Genomic DNA, 15,407 nt, shown 5'->3' on the forward strand with positions numbered 1-15,407 from the left:
TTTTATACCTTAAGTAACGAATCTTGTTTTAACTACCGACCAAAAAGCACCCAACTTTGTTAGCTCAATCGCAGGAAACCACTTTCACTTATTCGAAGATGCTGGACTTTTAAGCTTATAGACTTTGCATGACCCAATGAGTAAAAGCCTCAACTTGCGATTTATCGCTTTCCCTTACCACCATATGATGCGCGCTGGCGCTTGGCATTGACCATCCACCAATCGGAATCAAAAGTCCTTGTTGTAGCTCATCCTCCACTAAAAAGTCCCTAACAAGCAGTATACCTAACTGATTCACCGCCGCTTGAATGGCTAGTAAGGAATGTTCAAACTCGGCGATAGGTTTACTCACTTTGCCTTCATAGCCCTGAAAACGCAGCCAAGCTTGCCACGATTCATGGTATCCGCCCGTGCACAGTTTTGGCGCTAGCGCGATATCGGTAAGATGAATGACCGAATTAAGATTTAAAAAACCAGGACTCGCCACTACTATCCAGTTTTCTTGGGTAAGTTGAACAGCCTGTTCTGATTGCCACTCTCCATAACCGTTGATGATCTCCACATCCGCAATGGCACTAGCATTCGGCACCGTGTTGGCAGTCGTTGAAATTTTTATCACGACATCAGGGTGCTGACGATGAAAATCAGCCAAGCGCGGCATTAACCATTGAGAACAAAAGCTGTGAGCGACATGAAGCGTCAGTTGAGTGTTTTTCTGGCGAGCAAAAAGGTGTTGAGTTGCTACAGATAGCATCTGCAAAGTCTGGCTAACAACAGGCAAGTAGGCTTGGGCAGCTTGTGTTAACAAAAGCTGCGCACCATTGCGCTCAAAAAGTATCGCGTTTAACTGAAGTTCCAACGATTTAACTTGCTGACTAACCGCCGCGCGAGTGACATTTAGCTCTTTTGCAGCTTTTGTAAAGCTTCGCAAACGGGCTGTTGCTTCAAAGGCTTTCAGGGCATTAAGTGGAGGGAGGTTTTGCATCATGCTCTCCTACTAAACGGAGCAACGATATTATGAATCTGTGATGACAGAATGATGAACAACAAGCAAAGCGCACGCCGCCGTCATTTCAATATACAGCCCAACAACCGTCTCGGTTCCATCCAAGCATAAGTTTGAAGACAAGATCAAAAAAGCCAGCGATAAACGCTGGCTTTTTGCTTTGTTGGCTATAGCAACAAATTATTGAGCTTGTTCAGTCGTTTGGTATTCAAACGCAGGAACAACCACTTCCACACGACGGTTCGCTTCGCGACCTTGACGAGTTTCGTTGCTAGCAACTGGGTTTGCTTCACCCATGCCTTTAACTGTCATACGGTCAGCAGCGATACCTTTCGCTTCAAACTCATTAGCAACCGCTTTAGCACGTTTTTCAGTTAGCTGTTGGTTGTACTGAGCAGAACCCGTTGTGTCACTGTAACCAGTGATCTCAACTTTAGCTTGTGGGTAAGTGTTCATTAGATCAACTGTACCAGAAAGTGCTGATGCATCTTTCACTTCTGCGCTTTCTAGGCCGAATTGTACTGTTGCTGTTTGAGCTGGGTACACGTGCTCAACGATACGAGTAGATGGACGTGTTTCTACCACTTCTTCAACTGCTTCTTCTTGAACCACTGGCTCAGAACCAAACTTATAGTTGAAGCCGATACCGAAGAAGTCAGAATCCATGTCATCAATGATGTCGTCAGACATGTCTTGGTAACGTTGGTATTCAGCACGTAGGCTCCAGTTGTAGTTGATTTTGTACTCAGCACCTAGAGAGCCAGTTGGAACGAAGTCTTTCTCGTCACCAGCCATCATGTATGCCGCACCTACTTTAGCGAACAGGTTCCAAGAATCTGTTAGAGGTAGGTTGAATTTAGGAGCTAGAGTCAACGCCCAAAGGTCACCATCAACTGTGTTTAGACCAGGCTTTTTGAAGTTAGCCGTGAAATCACCTAGGTAATCAACACCGTATTCTGCAGCAACGTATTCGTTGAAGTTGTAACCAATGTGCATACCAGCTGCAAAGCTGTCGTCGTCACAAGGTTCGTTTAGGTAACATGCATCGTTTAGAGCGTTGTAACCTACTTTACCGCCAATGTAAGTGTCAGCAAGTGCAACGTTAGAGATCACACCACCAGCAAGTACAGTAGCCACTGCAATAGCGATTTTTTTCATTATTTTTTTCCTTTTTCTTGTACACAAAGCAACACAAATTAAGCAAGTCGCTGCTTATCATGTGAAGCCGCAACTTTCTCTTTTTAGTTGAATAGAAACAGCTAAATTTCGTAGGAAGGAATCAAAAAATGATATTCGAACGCCAATGATGTAACACGGATAACACCACCTCTCGATCACACGTTAATTATCTAAACGTGGGCTCTCATTTGAGGAGAAAATCCAACGACATTGGTTTAGCCATAGTCAATTCGTTGCGGAGAATATCACACTCTTAGCACTTTTCTGTGATGCAAATCACCCTATTTTTGCAGTTTCTCAAACTTGAGAAGAACTCAGTAAATGGATGAATGGCAACTAATTTTTACAATAAGAAATGCGAATAACAGGAAAGAAAACAGCCCATCAAAGATGAGCTGTTCGGTAATGAATCAATGCTGTGGAACTATTGCATTTAAATTTTGTCAGTCACCGCAAGTGTTGCTGCAAGCACATCTTGCCCAAACATCACGCTGCGCTCAGGAGACCAACCGTACAACGGATCAGGGTGGTTGTTATTGTCTTTGAATGGCATCTCAATTGTGTACGATAAGCACTTAAATTGCTCGGCAACCCAGTTTGAACCAACCGTCAGGTTTGCCTTGCCTGGTTCGTCTTTGTCGTAGCCAATTTCATCTTGGAACTCTGGCGTAATTGTCAACAGTGCTTGTTTGAATGCATCTTCCAGCGCCGCTAAGTTTTCATCGTACGATGGGATGCCTTCAGAGCCTGCAACAAAGTTGTATGGGATCGCTTCATCACCATGAACATCTAAGAACATATCCACGCCCGTTTCGAGCATGCGTTCACGAACAAGGAACACCTCTGGGCTTTTCTCCATTGAAGGCGTTTGCCATTCACGGTTTAGGTTTACACCAACCGCATTCGTGCGTAGGTGACCACGAATACCACCATCTGGGTTCATGTTAGGTACAACGTAAAGCACTGCTTTCTCAAGTAATGCACGGGCAACCGTATCGTTTTCATCCAGCAGACGCTGAATCATACCTTCCATAAACCACTCGGCCATGGTTTCGCCCGGATGCTGACGCGCGATCATCCAGATTTTCTTTTTGCCTTCTTCTGGCTCACCAAAAGTCAGTAGGCTCATGTCGTTACCATCTAGGGTATGACCCAGTGTATCTAGCTTGCAGTGGTGCGCGCTTTGCGCCATGTGCAGTAGATCGAGATGGCGATCATAAGTGTACGGTGCAAAGTATGCGAAATAGATAGAGCTGCGCTCTGGGATCACAGTAAACGTTAATGTGTCACCATCAAATTCAGCAGGAATACGGAACCATTCTTCACGGTCATAAGACGCAACAACGTCGTAACCTTGCCAACCTTCAGGGTATGCTGACTTCGCTAGATCGAGCAGTTTGATGGTGTGTGACTGCTCTGCTTCAGTTTCTAAGCGGAAGTGGAACCATTGGTAGAATTCCGACATGTTGTCGTTAGGGATTTTCAGTTGGATGTCATTTTTATCATCCGCTTTAACGACATGGATGCTACCGCTGTCGAAGTTGCTGAATATTTTCATTCTGTTACTCACCTTTTGAATCTGAGCTTGAAAGAGAGAGGCTAACACAAGGCGAAAGTCCGCCCCAACGACTTTCACTGCAAACTGTCTCGTTTGTGGCTAAAGTCTTCAGTTTAGTCGAGCTTATCCGCTTTGCCTGCTGGCCCTGCAAGTTTTGCCAGCCACTTATCCCAGATAAATGGCTTTTGACCACAATCTTCTGCCTCTTCTTTTCGGCGTACCGCATTACGCACCGTCATTGCGCCAATCCAGCGAAACGGCTCTGGAGGGAAATGCCCCAATGGTCCTTTGACTAAGCCACTTCGAGTCCATTCGTTATCCAACCCTAACACCATAGAAGAGAGGATTTTTCCGCCCATGCGAGTCTGCGCAACACCATTACCTGAATAGCCAAAACCATAAAAGACATTACGTTGCTCGTTCAACTTCCCAAAAAATGGAAAGCCGGAGGTTGAGCGATCGGATCCTCCTGTCCATGAGTATTCAAACTCCGCCTCTTTCAAACTCGGGAAAAGTTTATCGAATGACTTCCTTAGAAGATTTTGATAACGAGTTGGTTTATTGAACATCACGTCCACTTGGTTGTTGAAAGAGAACTGATTGCCTCCCTTGCCTAACATGAGGCGACCATCTGGCGTATCGCGGTAATAATGAACAAAAATACGCGAATCTAACACGCTCGTTCCCGCTTGCCAGCCCGTTTTTCGTAACGACTCACCAAGCGGTTTGGTGATGACCATGTCGGAAGAAACCACCACGATACTGTTTTTGAACTGTGTAAAGTGCTCCACCATCCATGCGTTTAATGCCAGCACAACCTGCTTTGCTTGTATTTGTGCGTCAGGAGTGTACACGGTAGCTGGTTGGCCAAAATCCAATTTGGTCATTGGTGTGTTTTCGAAGATTTCGATCCCCATTTCTAATGCGACTCGGCGCAAACCTCTAGCCAACAAGGCGGGCTGGACGCTAGCAGCAACCGAAGAATGGAAACCTTCAAGATGACGGGGCGAGCCTGTATTTGCGTGCAGCTCATCTTCTTTGCAGCGACGCCAACTATTGACGCCTAAACGTGAAAGCTCATCGACGACAGGTTGCATGCAGCCCGCTTGCGCGTGATTTGTTGCCGTGTAATACACGCCTTTAAGCGACAACTGAGCATCAATATGGTGCTGTTTACAAAACGCGTCAATTTCAAGCACGGCTTGTTCGGACTCTTTGACTAACCAAGCAGCCTGAGCTTCACCAAACAAACGTTTTAAGGTCGGAAACTTTGTCGACCAAGTCAGCATGCAACCACCATTCGCTCCAGACGCGCCACTACCGCACAGCCCCTTTTCTATCACAACAACATGCTTTTTCGGTGCTTGCTGTTTGATCATAATGGCGGTCCAAAGTCCGGTGTAACCACCACCAATAATCGCGACATCAGCGTTGATATCTTCATTCAGTGGCTTAGCCGGCTGAGGTCGTTCAAGTTCAAGCGCTTGCTTAAACCAGTAAGATAGGTGTGCCATTGTTTTTCCTTCGTGTCATTCATGAACTTGTTTTCGAGAAGCTCACTGTACAAACGATGCACGGTTTCAACGAGCAAGAAAAACTATCGCTGCGCGTAAGAAAAAATGACGCCACGCGGCAAAGTGACGGGAGATTTTAAAGAACCGAAAAGCACAAAAAAGGAGGAGCGTGGCTCCTCCAAAAAATGCAATGATATTAACTATTAGGGATAGATTAAGGGGAATAGCGTCAGTTAGTACCTACCAGGCTCGCGCATACGGTATTCGTATGTAACATTTACTACTGGCTGGTAAGTCACCTGACCATTACTTTCCATAAATTCATCGACCGTCACTTTTGAATCGGTAATCGAAAATGACTGACGATCCACAAACTCAGACTTACGAGTAAATTCGTCTCTAAGCTGGCCAGACGATTTGTTCTGGTAATCTTGGAGCATAACTCGCCCCATATCGTAAGCCGCTTCTTTACTATCCACGACAGCACCGTGAATAGTTTGCGTATTGTTCGTCCACTGATAGCCACCAGCAAATACAACAGAAGGTGCAGTAGTCAGAGCGAGAAGACTTGCTAAAGTAATTAAGCGTTTCATAAACCTCTCCTTTACTTCCTTACTATCGAACCTGCATTGGTTCGATACCTATAAGTTACGTATAAAGACCTGTAGCACGTCAAATTAATTTCAAATTATGTTCATTTTTTGTTCAATTTGGTTCTGTGCATGCTTTTGTTTATGACCCAATTCGATCTTTTTCAAACTTGAAATATGCTCTAGCAAAGACCTATCCCTGACACTTCCTTACTCACTCATACAATACCTGCCGCGGTTTTTCTCTTAGAATTCCGAACAAACGAACACTGTTCAAAATTAATGTTGAGTACGTTGGAATCAGCAAGAACACACCTCCTATTTATGCCTTGTGCATCTCTCCATTTTCGTGTTCCTCGCTGTTATTTCTCGTGCTGTTAAAACAGAACCCCAGTTAAGACAAGCTCTTAAGTGAGTCGGGAGTGAAAATGACTGCAAATAAATCCATTTTTGATCATACCAAAGTGATCTATGCTGATGAGTACGCCAACACCTATAACCCTATTTGGGTATATAGAATGAAGTTCATCATGCGTGCGCTTTACTACAAACGAGCATTCAAACACCTTGCGAACAACATTGAATCGTCTTTGTTAGACATGCTTTGTACGCGTACACACCGATTCCTAGAAAAACCGTTTCGCCCGTACATCATTAAGAATAACTCTGCTTTTGATCGCTCCAACTTGGTGGTTGATCACTACAAAACGATTTCAGAACTGCTTTCTAAAGAGACCATTGCCGAGATTTACACCGATTCAAAAGGCTTAACGCTGACCTCATTTGAAATCGATGACATCGAGTACTCGGTTCGATTGGTTTACGAAGCGCGTTACCAAAAAGAAGGCGACATGAGCCTTGTGCTGCACAGCGCTGAAGACGGGAACTTCTACACACTTTCGTTTACCGTTGGTCATGTAGACACTGGGCGCTGCATTATGATAGGTGGCCTACAAGGCCCTCGAAGCAGTGAAGAAAACAACGCAAAAATCAAAAAACTGACTCGAAAACTGTACGGTCAGCGACCAAAAAGCTTGATGGTGAGTTTGCTAACACTCATCGCTCAAGTCTGGGAAGTAAACACCATACTCGCCGTAAAAACGCAATCTCACACATACGCAGCACGACGTTACAGTAAAGGACGCATCAAAACCGACTACGACGCACTATGGCAAGAGTTGGGGGGCATTGAATACAACCGCCATTTCTACGCATTAAAAGTGAATGATACGCGCCGCGATACTGAGGGAATGTCTCGCTCCAAACGCTCGATGTACCGCCGTCGTTATGAGTGGCTAGACAACACCAAAGCCGAGTTTGCGACGCGTCTGCGTTAATCCAGCGTATCACGCGATACTTGTTTATTCGTTTACTATTCGGAGTCCTTATGTCTTACAAGTACGCCGTAGCATGCTTGTTGTCTGCACTTTCTGTCACCGCTTATGCCGAGCCAAGCAAACACATTGTGGGGGCGAATTTAGGCTATGGTGACTTCAGTTACGACGTCAATAATGGCCATGATGACGGCGACATGTTCTTAGGGGATGTGTATTACCGTTACATGTTCGACCAAAACTTCGGCCTTGAAGCAGGTTACAAAGGCGCGTTTAACGGCATTGGTTCTGTACTCATTAGCCCAATATCAGAAATCACCGACGTGAGTTATGGCGGTCCGCGAATCAGCGGTTACGTAAGCTACCCTTTGGGTGCTGGTTTTGAGCTTTACGGTAAAGGCGGTATCACTTACTACACGTTAAGTTACACGCTTAAAAACAATGGCCAAAATAAAGAATATGACGAGTCTAGCCTTGGCGGAGAAGCCGCAGCAGGTGTCGCTTGGGGCTATAAACACTTTGGTTTGAACTTAGAATACAATTACGCCAAAAACAGCGATTTTGATTCTGGTGGCGTGATGTTTGGCGCACAAATGCGTTTCTAACTCATCCCTCTTTTCTAAGGCACCTTAATTCCGGTGCCTTTAGTTTATGTGCTTCAAGCACCTTCTAAAGACAACACAATGCCTGCCAGGATGAAAGCCACACCGATACCTCGGGTGAGATACCATTTTTCTGCAAGCAACCAAATGCCCATCAATAAACCAAATACGATACTGATCTGGCGCAGCGCGACAACTAAGCTCACGTTGTCTGTCATCGTCATCGCAAACAGAACCAATCCATAAGTCGATGCCATCATAATGCCAGCCATACTTGCACTTTTTCGGATTCGCCAAGCCGCTTGCAACTCTTGCTCATTTCTGGTGATCAGACACCAAAGTAAAACGGGTAAGCCCATCGCCCAAAACTGCGCACCAAGATAGAAGATCGCGCTGTATTGATCGTTGAAAACAGTTGATGCTTGCTGAGTCAGTAACGTTAATGCCTCTTTGTCCACCACAGAGTAACCTGTCGTGCCAATTGCCGCGATCAACGCCCAAAACACGCCTACATTTAGATACGCCACCAAAGAAACTTGGCGAACATGAGTCAACGGCACCAAAATGCAGCCAAAGGTGATCAACAAAAAACCAAGCCACTGTTGAGATGAAAGCGCATGGCCGAGTGCAACACTGAACCCTCCCACCATCATGACCGGCAAAGCGCGTGCAATTGGGTAAATCACACCAACATCGGCATGTTTATACGCCATGATCAAACCGACGAGATACACAATTTGCGCTATTCCACTAAAAGCCAGCATTCCCCAAAACTCAACTGGCAACGAAGTCCAACCGAGCGTGATTAAATACCAAATCAGATATGGGGTAAGCACTCCACAAGCAGACAGGCTTGCAGCCATCGTGAATGCCATGCCTGATCCGGAATGGCTTTTACCCAAGATATTCCAGCCTGCATGCAAAACCGCAGAAAATACAACGAGTGCGATTGCCAAAAAATCCATTTGTTTTCCTGTTCAGATAAAACAAAGGCTCCGAGATGGAGCCTTTGAATATGAAAATGCGAACGTTAGTGATTGAGCTCTGCCACCGACTCAATACTGATGGCATCGTGACGCCAGTATTCAATATCGCAGTCAATCAACTCGCCATGTTGGTTATAGTTAGTACGTTCAACAACCATTGCCGGAGTGCCCGATGTTGCTCGCAACGCTTGCGCGACTTCACCAAGCAAGGTACTGGTAGAAATACGGTAACGCGTCTTCTGATACACCACACCAAAGTGCTCGCGATAAATGTCGGTCAGCGAGTTGGTCAAATCAAAGCTCAATAAATTGGGGAAGATCTCTGGACGAATATAGTTGGTCACATACACAACAGGTCTCTCTTCCAAATATCGAACGCGGTCGACACGAAAAACATCAGAAAACGGCTGCAGTTGTAACAAGCGCGCAGATTGCTTGTTAGCTAAAGTGCCCTTTGCCGCAATCAGCTCCGTTTTTGGCACGCGATTTTGCGCTTTCGCCATGTTCGGAAAATTAAGTGTCTGAGTAGGGTCGTAGCGTAGTGGCTCAGGTGAAATAAACCAGCCTCTGCGATCTTCACGATAAATTCGCCCTTCAGCTTCCAATAACGACAACGCTTCGCGCAACGTAACTCGGGTTGTGTCGAACGACTCCGCCAACTTGCGCTCCGCAGGCAATTTCTGACGCGGTGATAGCATGCCCGCTTCAATCTGTTCAACAATCGAATCTTTAATTTTTACGTACTGCACGAGGTGTCCTTATCTTTTACGCCAAGCCTGAGTGCGACTTTCTAACCACTTCCCCAACGTCATCTGCACGATCTTCGCAATCGCGGCTGCAATCATGATCATCACGGCCATCGCGGCAGCTGCGCCCGTTTGGCCTGCATCGTCCATGTTTAGAATCGATACCGAAGCAGGAATCGTATCGGTTGAGTACAGGAATACTACCGCAGAAGTGGTGGTCAATGCATTAACAAACAAGTAGGTTGCGATGTCCAAAACAGCAGGCATACAAACCGGTAAGGTCACTTTGAAGAACAACTTATACTGAGGCAACTTGACCGATGCTGCCGTCGCTTCTATCTCTGAAGGCAGTTGCTTGAGAGCGGTTAACGCTGTCATGTGGCCGACTGTGTAATAGTGCACTACGGTGTTAATCACCAGAAACGCCATCGTACCGTAAAGCACATTCAATGGGTTGTTCACATCATTGAAGTAAAAGATGTATCCTAAACCCAAAACCATGCCCGGCACCGCCATTGGTACCACGCTCAGCATTTGCATCGCCTGACGAACTGGCCCAAACGCACGACCTTTTTCAATACAGTAGGCACCGACGAAAATCACAGCGGTACCAATCAGCGCAGTCCAACCTGCCAGCGTTAACGAGTTGAAGAATGGGCTCCAGCCATAGGTACTCATCTCTGCGAAGTTGTAATTGTTCAGCGTCAGCGCTTTATTCCACGGCCAAAATGTCACTAGAGAGCCGTACACCGCCATGCCTAACACTGCCAGTACTGCGACAGAAATCAGTGAACAGTATACGAAGCAAAGGCCATCACGCGTTTTGTTGGGTTCTGGCTGATAAGGCACTGAACGTGTGTCGAATAAGCTCTTTTGTTTTTTCTGCACCCAACGATCCGCACCAAACGCCATTACCGCAGGAAATAACAGCATGATGCTGGTTACCGCACCCATGGCAAAGTTTTGCTGGCCCACCACTTGTTTGAAGATGTCGGTCGCCAGAACGTTATAGCTTCCGCCAATGACTTTCGGCACACCAAAATCGGTAATCACCAACGTGAATACGACAATCAGAGTGCTGATCAAACCGTATTTCGCCGCAGGTAACGTCACCATAAAAAAGGTCTTCATCGGTGAGGTTTTTAGAGCACGAGCGGCCTCATACAAACGGGCATCGGAAGTACGCAGCGAAGTGGTCAAAATCATCAGAGCATGAGGAAAGGTCCAAAAGATCAACCCCATTGAAATACCAATCACACCATACACTGAGTGACCACCAAGTAGCTCTTTTGCAACCCCTTGATTGCCAAAGAGGAAGATCAAGCTGATCGCAGGCAAAAGTGAGGGGGCAAGGATTGGCGCGGTACCTAAGATGTGAAATAGACCTTTAAATGGCATGCATGAACGCGTGAGTGCGTAAGCGTAACCAAAGGCCAGAATACCGACCACCGTCGTTACAACGAGTCCCAAACTAAACGTATTACCAACGGAAACCCACAAGCTTGAAGAAGAAAAATAAGTCGCAAAGTTGGCTAACCCAACAAACTCTCCATCGCTGTTTTGTACGCTTTTGGCCAGCATCGCCCACAATGGCATCAAGATGAACAAGATCATCATCGTGGAAAGACCCGCCAACAAACCAAACAGCACGAGATTGTCGCGGCTAATGCGTCCCATCATTGATTTCGCTTTGTCTTGAGTCGTCAGGCTATTCATCGTCATTGTCTTCGCATCCATGTTTGCACCTATGCCGCCAACGCTTTTGTAAACGCATTCCCCTGAGAAGGGATTACATAGCCGTGCAAGCCACTTTCCAAGAACTGGATGTAACGCACATCACCAATGCGAATATTGAGGTTTTGCACCGTCTCGACTGGCACATCAACAACGATTGGTTTTGCTTGGCTGTCGTTTTGTAGCTCACAATCCACGCGGAAAAATGCGCCCAAAAACTCGGTAGCGGTAATGCGTACAGGCAGCGAGTTGCGGTAGTTTTCGACAAACTTGATGTTCTCGGGACGCACCGCCAAATCAAAGCGATCACCACGTTGAATCTTACGATTGGTTAAACTTGGTGCTGGCAGTAGAGTCTCCGCAATACGCACCTGAGATTCGGTCACGACAGATGTCTCGATAAAATTCATGCTGCCGACAAACTCGGCCACAAAGCGCGTTGCCGGTTGTTGGTAGATTTCTTGAGGCGTGCCGACTTGCTCAATTACGCCATGGTTCATCACCACAATTCGATCTGCCATCGAAAGCGCCTCATCCTGATCGTGCGTAACCATAATGGTAGTGATGCCCAGCTTGCGTTGCAGCTTACAAATTTCATCACGTAAGTGAACACGTACTTTCGCGTCCAACGCAGATAAAGGTTCATCAAGAAGAAGCAGTCCCGGAGATAAAGCAAGCGCTCGCGCTAACGCCACACGTTGTTGCTGACCGCCCGACAACTGGTTAGGAAACTTCTGCCCTGAGGTTGGTAAGCCTATCGTTTCGAGCCACTGCTCTACTTTCTCCAGCGCCTCTTTGGTTGACATACCTTGGTTTTTCAAACCCACCGCAATGTTCTCTTGTACGGTGAGGTTTGGAAACAGCGCGTAAGACTGAAACACAATGCCGAAATCACGCTTTTCTGGTGGTAGAAATGTGGTCTCTTGGCCGTTTTGAAAAATCGCGCCAGAAGTAGGTAGATCTAAACCTGCAATTGCACGTAATAACGTAGTTTTACCGCAGCCAGAAGGGCCTAAAAAACAAACGAACTCGCCTTTTTCGATCGCCAGTGAGATTTGCTTTAATGCAGTGAACTGTCCGAATTGTTTCACTACATTTTTAATGTTCAGATAAGGTTGGTTAATTGACATAACACACACTCCAAATGGTATATACCAATTTTAGTTTTTATGTGTTACGTTCCAATGACAAATTTATAGCCAGAAGATGACAAATAGATGAACGCCCTCGACATTAAACGCTTAAATCTAAACTCATCTTGAAATACGGAATGTCTGATTTATAAAAGCGCTCGCCCTCCTTCTGTAATCCAAACTTCTGATAAATTTTCAATGCCGACTCACGCGCATCGCACCAGAATACCTCTGCGTTCAACGCCTTGGCATCATCAATCATCGTCTCCAACATTCGAGAGCCGACCCCTTTACCTTGTTGACTTGAAGATACCGCAAACTTCCTTAGTCTTGCTGCGCCATTGTTGAAGAAGACTGACGCCACACCCACCAGCTCTCCGTTCACATAACTCCCGTAATGATAGCCAGTTTCATCTTCATCAACCTTGCAAAACTCAATGCTTTTGCTTGGCCATAAAACCTGCTGTCGAAGCGGCAGTGTCTGCTCCGCATTAATACGTTGGATTTCCATGCACTTCCTCTTTTCTACCTGAGTATCCGGCCATTAATGTGCCTCTACTTGTCGCAAGATGCAAAAAAGGAGAGCAACCGCTCTCCTTTGACAATCGGATTTGTCGTAACCCTTATGATTTTGGCTCTGATTTCGCGTCAAATTTCTCAGACCATGTCGCTAAGATTTCTGCACGCTTGCTGCCCATTTGCGCAAAGTCCATCTTCGCCATGTTCTCTTGAACGTTAGGGAAGTTAGATACTGTCGCTTTCACGTCTTTATGTCCAACCACTGGGTACATTTCTACGTAAAGCTCGTTTGCAGCTTTAGAGATTGACCAATCCACAACGCGTTTCGCTGCATCCGATTCTTTTACTAGACCAACGGCTTCTGATTCCCAGCCGATACCTTTTGGTGTGATAACCGCTAGTGGTGCACCTTGTGTTTTCAGCTTCGCGCCGCGGCTCGCCATCGAAATACCAATGGCCACCTCGCCCATACCTGCTTGAACGCATGGCTTAGAACCAGAATGTGTGTAGTGTGCAATGTTTTTGTCTAGGTCACGCATGTAGTTCCATGCCTGATCTTCACCCATGTTTTGTAGCCAAGCAGACACCTGCATGTAACCAGTACCTGAAGAAGCGGGGTTAGGCATTGCAATGTGACCTTTGTAAACCGGCTTCGTTAGGTCTTCCCAAGACGTTGGTTTCGGTAGGTTAAGTTGTTTCACTACCGCTTCGTTGAAACAAACTGCGTTAAAGAACGCATCATTCCCGAACCAAGCTTGGTTTGATTGAGGGTCGTTTAGGTTAGCGTGCAGCTCTTCCAAACCTTTTGGTGTGTAAGGCTTAAGAAGACCTTCATCTTTAAGCAATGCCATTGACGAGCCAGCAAGACCCCAAACCACTTCCGCTTGAGGGTTGTTCTTTTCTGCCAGCAATTTCGCCGTCATGATACCTGTTGAATCACGAACCCACTTAATCTTGATATCTGGGTTGTCTTTCTCAAACGCAGACTTGTATTTAGCAAGAATGTCAGTTTCGAAAGCGGTGTAAACCGTCACTTCCTGTGCAGCCATTGCATTGGTAGCAAGCAGAGAGACAAGCACAGCCAGCGATCCTTTCATCAAACGGTTTTTCATCATTTTCTCCAGTTAATTTGGCTAAGTTTTCATTCTGGTCTGTACCAGTTGACGCTAATTACCCTACTTCGCCAATGTGACGAATTCATGACCATAAAATGGCAGTTTTGAGAAAATTATCGATAAATAGGCGACCAACTGATCGGTGAAATTTTGGATATGAAAGTTTTATGAAATTCACTGAATGGCTATTTACGACCCTTTTTCATCCTTGCTAGAGTGAATCCAATTTCTGGTGTAGACCAATTAAATTATTCTGATGGAAATCGAGATGAAAAACGAATACCTACTACTGACTCCAGGTCCTCTATCTACTTCTGAAACAGTACGTGAAGCCATGCTAAAAGACTGGTGTACTTGGGATGATGAATACAACAAAGACATTGTCGAAGTGATCCGCACTAAGCTTGTAAAACTGGCAACAAAGCATAGCGGCTACACCAGTGTACTAATGCAAGGTAGCGGCACCGCATCAGTGGAAGCAACGATTGGCAGTGCCATTGGCAAAGATGGAAAGTTGTTGGTTGTCGACAACGGTGCTTACGGTGCGCGTATCGCTCAGATCGCTGAATACCTAAATATTCCATGCCATGTAGTTTCCCCAGGCGAAACATCACAGCCACACTTGAACGAGGTGGAAACTGCATTGGCATCGGATCCTGCTATCACACACGTGGCGATTGTTCACTGTGAGACAACCACTGGCATGCTTAACCCAATTGAGGCATTTTCTTCTGCTGCAAAAGCGCACGGTAAAGTGGTTATTCTCGATGCCATGTCGAGCTTTGGTGGCATTCCTATCGATATCGCAGAGCTAGGCATCGATTTTATGATCAGCTCTGCTAACAAATGTATTCAAGGCGTACCGGGCTTCGGCTTTGTGATTGCGAAACAAACGGAACTCGAAAAGTGCCAAGGTCAGGCACGTTCTTTGAGCCTTGACCTTTACGACCAGTGGCACTGCATGGAAGTGAACCACGGCAAATGGCGTTTCACGTCTCCTACGCACACGGTTCGCGCTTTCTACCAAGCATTGTTAGAACTCGAACAAGAAGGCGGCATTGAAGCGCGTCATAACCGTTACCAAACTAACCAGAAAACACTGGTTTCAGGTATGCGTTCTTTGGGGTTTGAGCCACTACTGAGTGATGAGCTTCACTCGCCAATCATCACTTCTTTCTACTCTCCGACTCACAGTGATTACCAGTTCAAAACGTTCTACACACGTTTGAAAGAGCAAGGTTTTGTAATTTATCCGGGTAAGGTATCAAACGCAGACTGCTTCCGTATTGGCAACATTGGTGAAGTTTACCCAGCAGATATCGAGCGCTTAATCGGTGCGATTGAAAAAGCAATGTACTGGCAAGTTGCGTAAAGCTGTTTTCTGGTTGAGA

At 46.0% G+C, this 15,407-nt stretch carries 14 protein-coding genes; 3 read left to right on the plus strand and 11 right to left on the minus strand.

What is annotated here, in order from left to right; translation table 11 throughout:
* Positions 1–115: 115 nt before the first annotated feature.
* The 5 genes from ACF8EG_RS04520 to ACF8EG_RS04540 all read right to left on the minus strand — a co-directional run bounded on the left by ACF8EG_RS04520 (position 116) and on the right by ACF8EG_RS04540 (position 5,850).
* Positions 116–985: a LysR substrate-binding domain-containing protein gene (locus ACF8EG_RS04520; protein ID WP_065764458.1), complete on the minus strand. Its 870-nt coding sequence runs from the start codon at positions 983–985 to the stop codon at positions 116–118.
* A 201-nt stretch (positions 986–1,186) separates the two neighbouring features.
* The gene (locus ACF8EG_RS04525; RefSeq protein ID WP_065764459.1) at positions 1,187–2,164 is read right to left on the minus strand and encodes an OmpA family protein; all 978 of its coding nucleotides are present in this window, start codon (positions 2,162–2,164) and stop codon (positions 1,187–1,189) included.
* Positions 2,165–2,618: 454 nt separating this feature from the next.
* Positions 2,619–3,743 carry a M14-type cytosolic carboxypeptidase gene (locus ACF8EG_RS04530; protein ID WP_025535929.1) on the minus strand — a complete coding sequence of 375 codons (1,125 nt, stop codon included), beginning with the start codon at positions 3,741–3,743 and terminating at the stop codon, positions 2,619–2,621.
* Positions 3,744–3,856: 113 nt separating this feature from the next.
* The gene (locus tag ACF8EG_RS04535; RefSeq protein WP_069504951.1) at positions 3,857–5,257 is read right to left on the minus strand and encodes an FAD-dependent oxidoreductase; all 1,401 of its coding nucleotides are present in this window, start codon (positions 5,255–5,257) and stop codon (positions 3,857–3,859) included.
* A gap of 233 nt (positions 5,258–5,490) precedes the next feature.
* A complete protein-coding gene (locus tag ACF8EG_RS04540) occupies positions 5,491–5,850 on the minus strand; it encodes a DUF3316 domain-containing protein (RefSeq protein WP_020841762.1) in 360 nt (119 codons plus the stop codon).
* Between the two features lie 425 nt (positions 5,851–6,275).
* On the opposite strand from ACF8EG_RS04540, the gene ACF8EG_RS04545 reads away from it, so the two are divergent.
* Together ACF8EG_RS04545 and ACF8EG_RS04550 are read left to right on the plus strand one after the other, a co-directional pair.
* Positions 6,276–7,184, plus strand: a complete 909-nt coding sequence (locus ACF8EG_RS04545; protein ID WP_005481513.1) for a VirK/YbjX family protein — start codon at positions 6,276–6,278, stop codon at positions 7,182–7,184.
* Between the two features lie 50 nt (positions 7,185–7,234).
* Positions 7,235–7,786 carry an outer membrane beta-barrel protein gene (locus ACF8EG_RS04550; RefSeq protein ID WP_069504953.1) on the plus strand — a complete coding sequence of 184 codons (552 nt, stop codon included), beginning with the start codon at positions 7,235–7,237 and terminating at the stop codon, positions 7,784–7,786.
* Between the two features lie 53 nt (positions 7,787–7,839).
* Here the strand turns inward: ACF8EG_RS04550 and ACF8EG_RS04555 are convergent, their stop codons facing one another.
* From ACF8EG_RS04555 to ACF8EG_RS04580, 6 genes are all read right to left on the minus strand, one after another.
* A complete protein-coding gene (locus ACF8EG_RS04555; RefSeq protein ID WP_069504954.1) occupies positions 7,840–8,748 on the minus strand; it encodes a multidrug transporter in 909 nt (302 codons plus the stop codon).
* 65 nt (positions 8,749–8,813) lie between these two features.
* Positions 8,814–9,518 carry a phosphonate utilization transcriptional regulator PhnR gene (gene phnR / locus ACF8EG_RS04560; RefSeq protein ID WP_021484168.1) on the minus strand — a complete coding sequence of 235 codons (705 nt, stop codon included), beginning with the start codon at positions 9,516–9,518 and terminating at the stop codon, positions 8,814–8,816.
* Between the two features lie 9 nt (positions 9,519–9,527).
* Positions 9,528–11,252, minus strand: coding sequence for a putative 2-aminoethylphosphonate ABC transporter permease subunit (locus ACF8EG_RS04565; protein ID WP_025557413.1), 1,725 nt, complete (start codon positions 11,250–11,252; stop codon positions 9,528–9,530).
* Positions 11,253–11,260: 8 nt separating this feature from the next.
* Complete coding sequence (locus tag ACF8EG_RS04570; protein ID WP_005481435.1) at positions 11,261–12,379, minus strand: putative 2-aminoethylphosphonate ABC transporter ATP-binding protein; 1,119 nt, start codon at positions 12,377–12,379, stop codon at positions 11,261–11,263.
* Between the two features lie 103 nt (positions 12,380–12,482).
* Positions 12,483–12,893: a GNAT family N-acetyltransferase gene (locus tag ACF8EG_RS04575; protein ID WP_069504956.1), complete on the minus strand. Its 411-nt coding sequence runs from the start codon at positions 12,891–12,893 to the stop codon at positions 12,483–12,485.
* Between the two features lie 112 nt (positions 12,894–13,005).
* Positions 13,006–14,016 carry a putative 2-aminoethylphosphonate ABC transporter substrate-binding protein gene (locus ACF8EG_RS04580; RefSeq protein WP_079858830.1) on the minus strand — a complete coding sequence of 337 codons (1,011 nt, stop codon included), beginning with the start codon at positions 14,014–14,016 and terminating at the stop codon, positions 13,006–13,008.
* Between the two features lie 268 nt (positions 14,017–14,284).
* Here ACF8EG_RS04580 and phnW point away from each other — a divergent pair, with 268 nt between their 5' ends.
* Positions 14,285–15,388, plus strand: a complete 1,104-nt coding sequence (gene phnW / locus ACF8EG_RS04585) for a 2-aminoethylphosphonate--pyruvate transaminase (RefSeq protein WP_069504960.1) — start codon at positions 14,285–14,287, stop codon at positions 15,386–15,388.
* Positions 15,389–15,407 lie beyond the last annotated feature (19 nt).

The sequence above is a fragment of the Vibrio sp. YQ_11 genome (assembly GCF_043103065.1).
Classification (GTDB): Bacteria; Pseudomonadota; Gammaproteobacteria; order Enterobacterales; family Vibrionaceae; genus Vibrio; species Vibrio parahaemolyticus.

Excerpts from the sequence above, each read along its gene's own strand:
- phnW (WP_069504960.1), top strand. The coding sequence starts at position 14,285 with ATGAAAAACGAATACCTACTACTGACTCCAGGTCCTCTATCTACTTCT.
- ACF8EG_RS04555 (WP_069504954.1), bottom strand. The coding sequence starts at position 8,748 with ATGGATTTTTTGGCAATCGCACTCGTTGTATTTTCTGCGGTTTTGCAT.
- ACF8EG_RS04540 (WP_020841762.1), bottom strand. The coding sequence starts at position 5,850 with ATGAAACGCTTAATTACTTTAGCAAGTCTTCTCGCTCTGACTACTGCA.
- ACF8EG_RS04530 (WP_025535929.1), bottom strand. The coding sequence starts at position 3,743 with ATGAAAATATTCAGCAACTTCGACAGCGGTAGCATCCATGTCGTTAAA.
- ACF8EG_RS04565 (WP_025557413.1), bottom strand. The coding sequence starts at position 11,252 with ATGGATGCGAAGACAATGACGATGAATAGCCTGACGACTCAAGACAAA.
- ACF8EG_RS04575 (WP_069504956.1), bottom strand. The coding sequence starts at position 12,893 with ATGGAAATCCAACGTATTAATGCGGAGCAGACACTGCCGCTTCGACAG.
- ACF8EG_RS04520 (WP_065764458.1), bottom strand. The coding sequence starts at position 985 with ATGCAAAACCTCCCTCCACTTAATGCCCTGAAAGCCTTTGAAGCAACA.
- ACF8EG_RS04535 (WP_069504951.1), bottom strand. The coding sequence starts at position 5,257 with ATGGCACACCTATCTTACTGGTTTAAGCAAGCGCTTGAACTTGAACGA.
- ACF8EG_RS04570 (WP_005481435.1), bottom strand. The coding sequence starts at position 12,379 with ATGTCAATTAACCAACCTTATCTGAACATTAAAAATGTAGTGAAACAA.
- ACF8EG_RS04580 (WP_079858830.1), bottom strand. The coding sequence starts at position 14,016 with ATGATGAAAAACCGTTTGATGAAAGGATCGCTGGCTGTGCTTGTCTCT.
- ACF8EG_RS04545 (WP_005481513.1), top strand. The coding sequence starts at position 6,276 with ATGACTGCAAATAAATCCATTTTTGATCATACCAAAGTGATCTATGCT.
- ACF8EG_RS04550 (WP_069504953.1), top strand. The coding sequence starts at position 7,235 with ATGTCTTACAAGTACGCCGTAGCATGCTTGTTGTCTGCACTTTCTGTC.
- ACF8EG_RS04525 (WP_065764459.1), bottom strand. The coding sequence starts at position 2,164 with ATGAAAAAAATCGCTATTGCAGTGGCTACTGTACTTGCTGGTGGTGTG.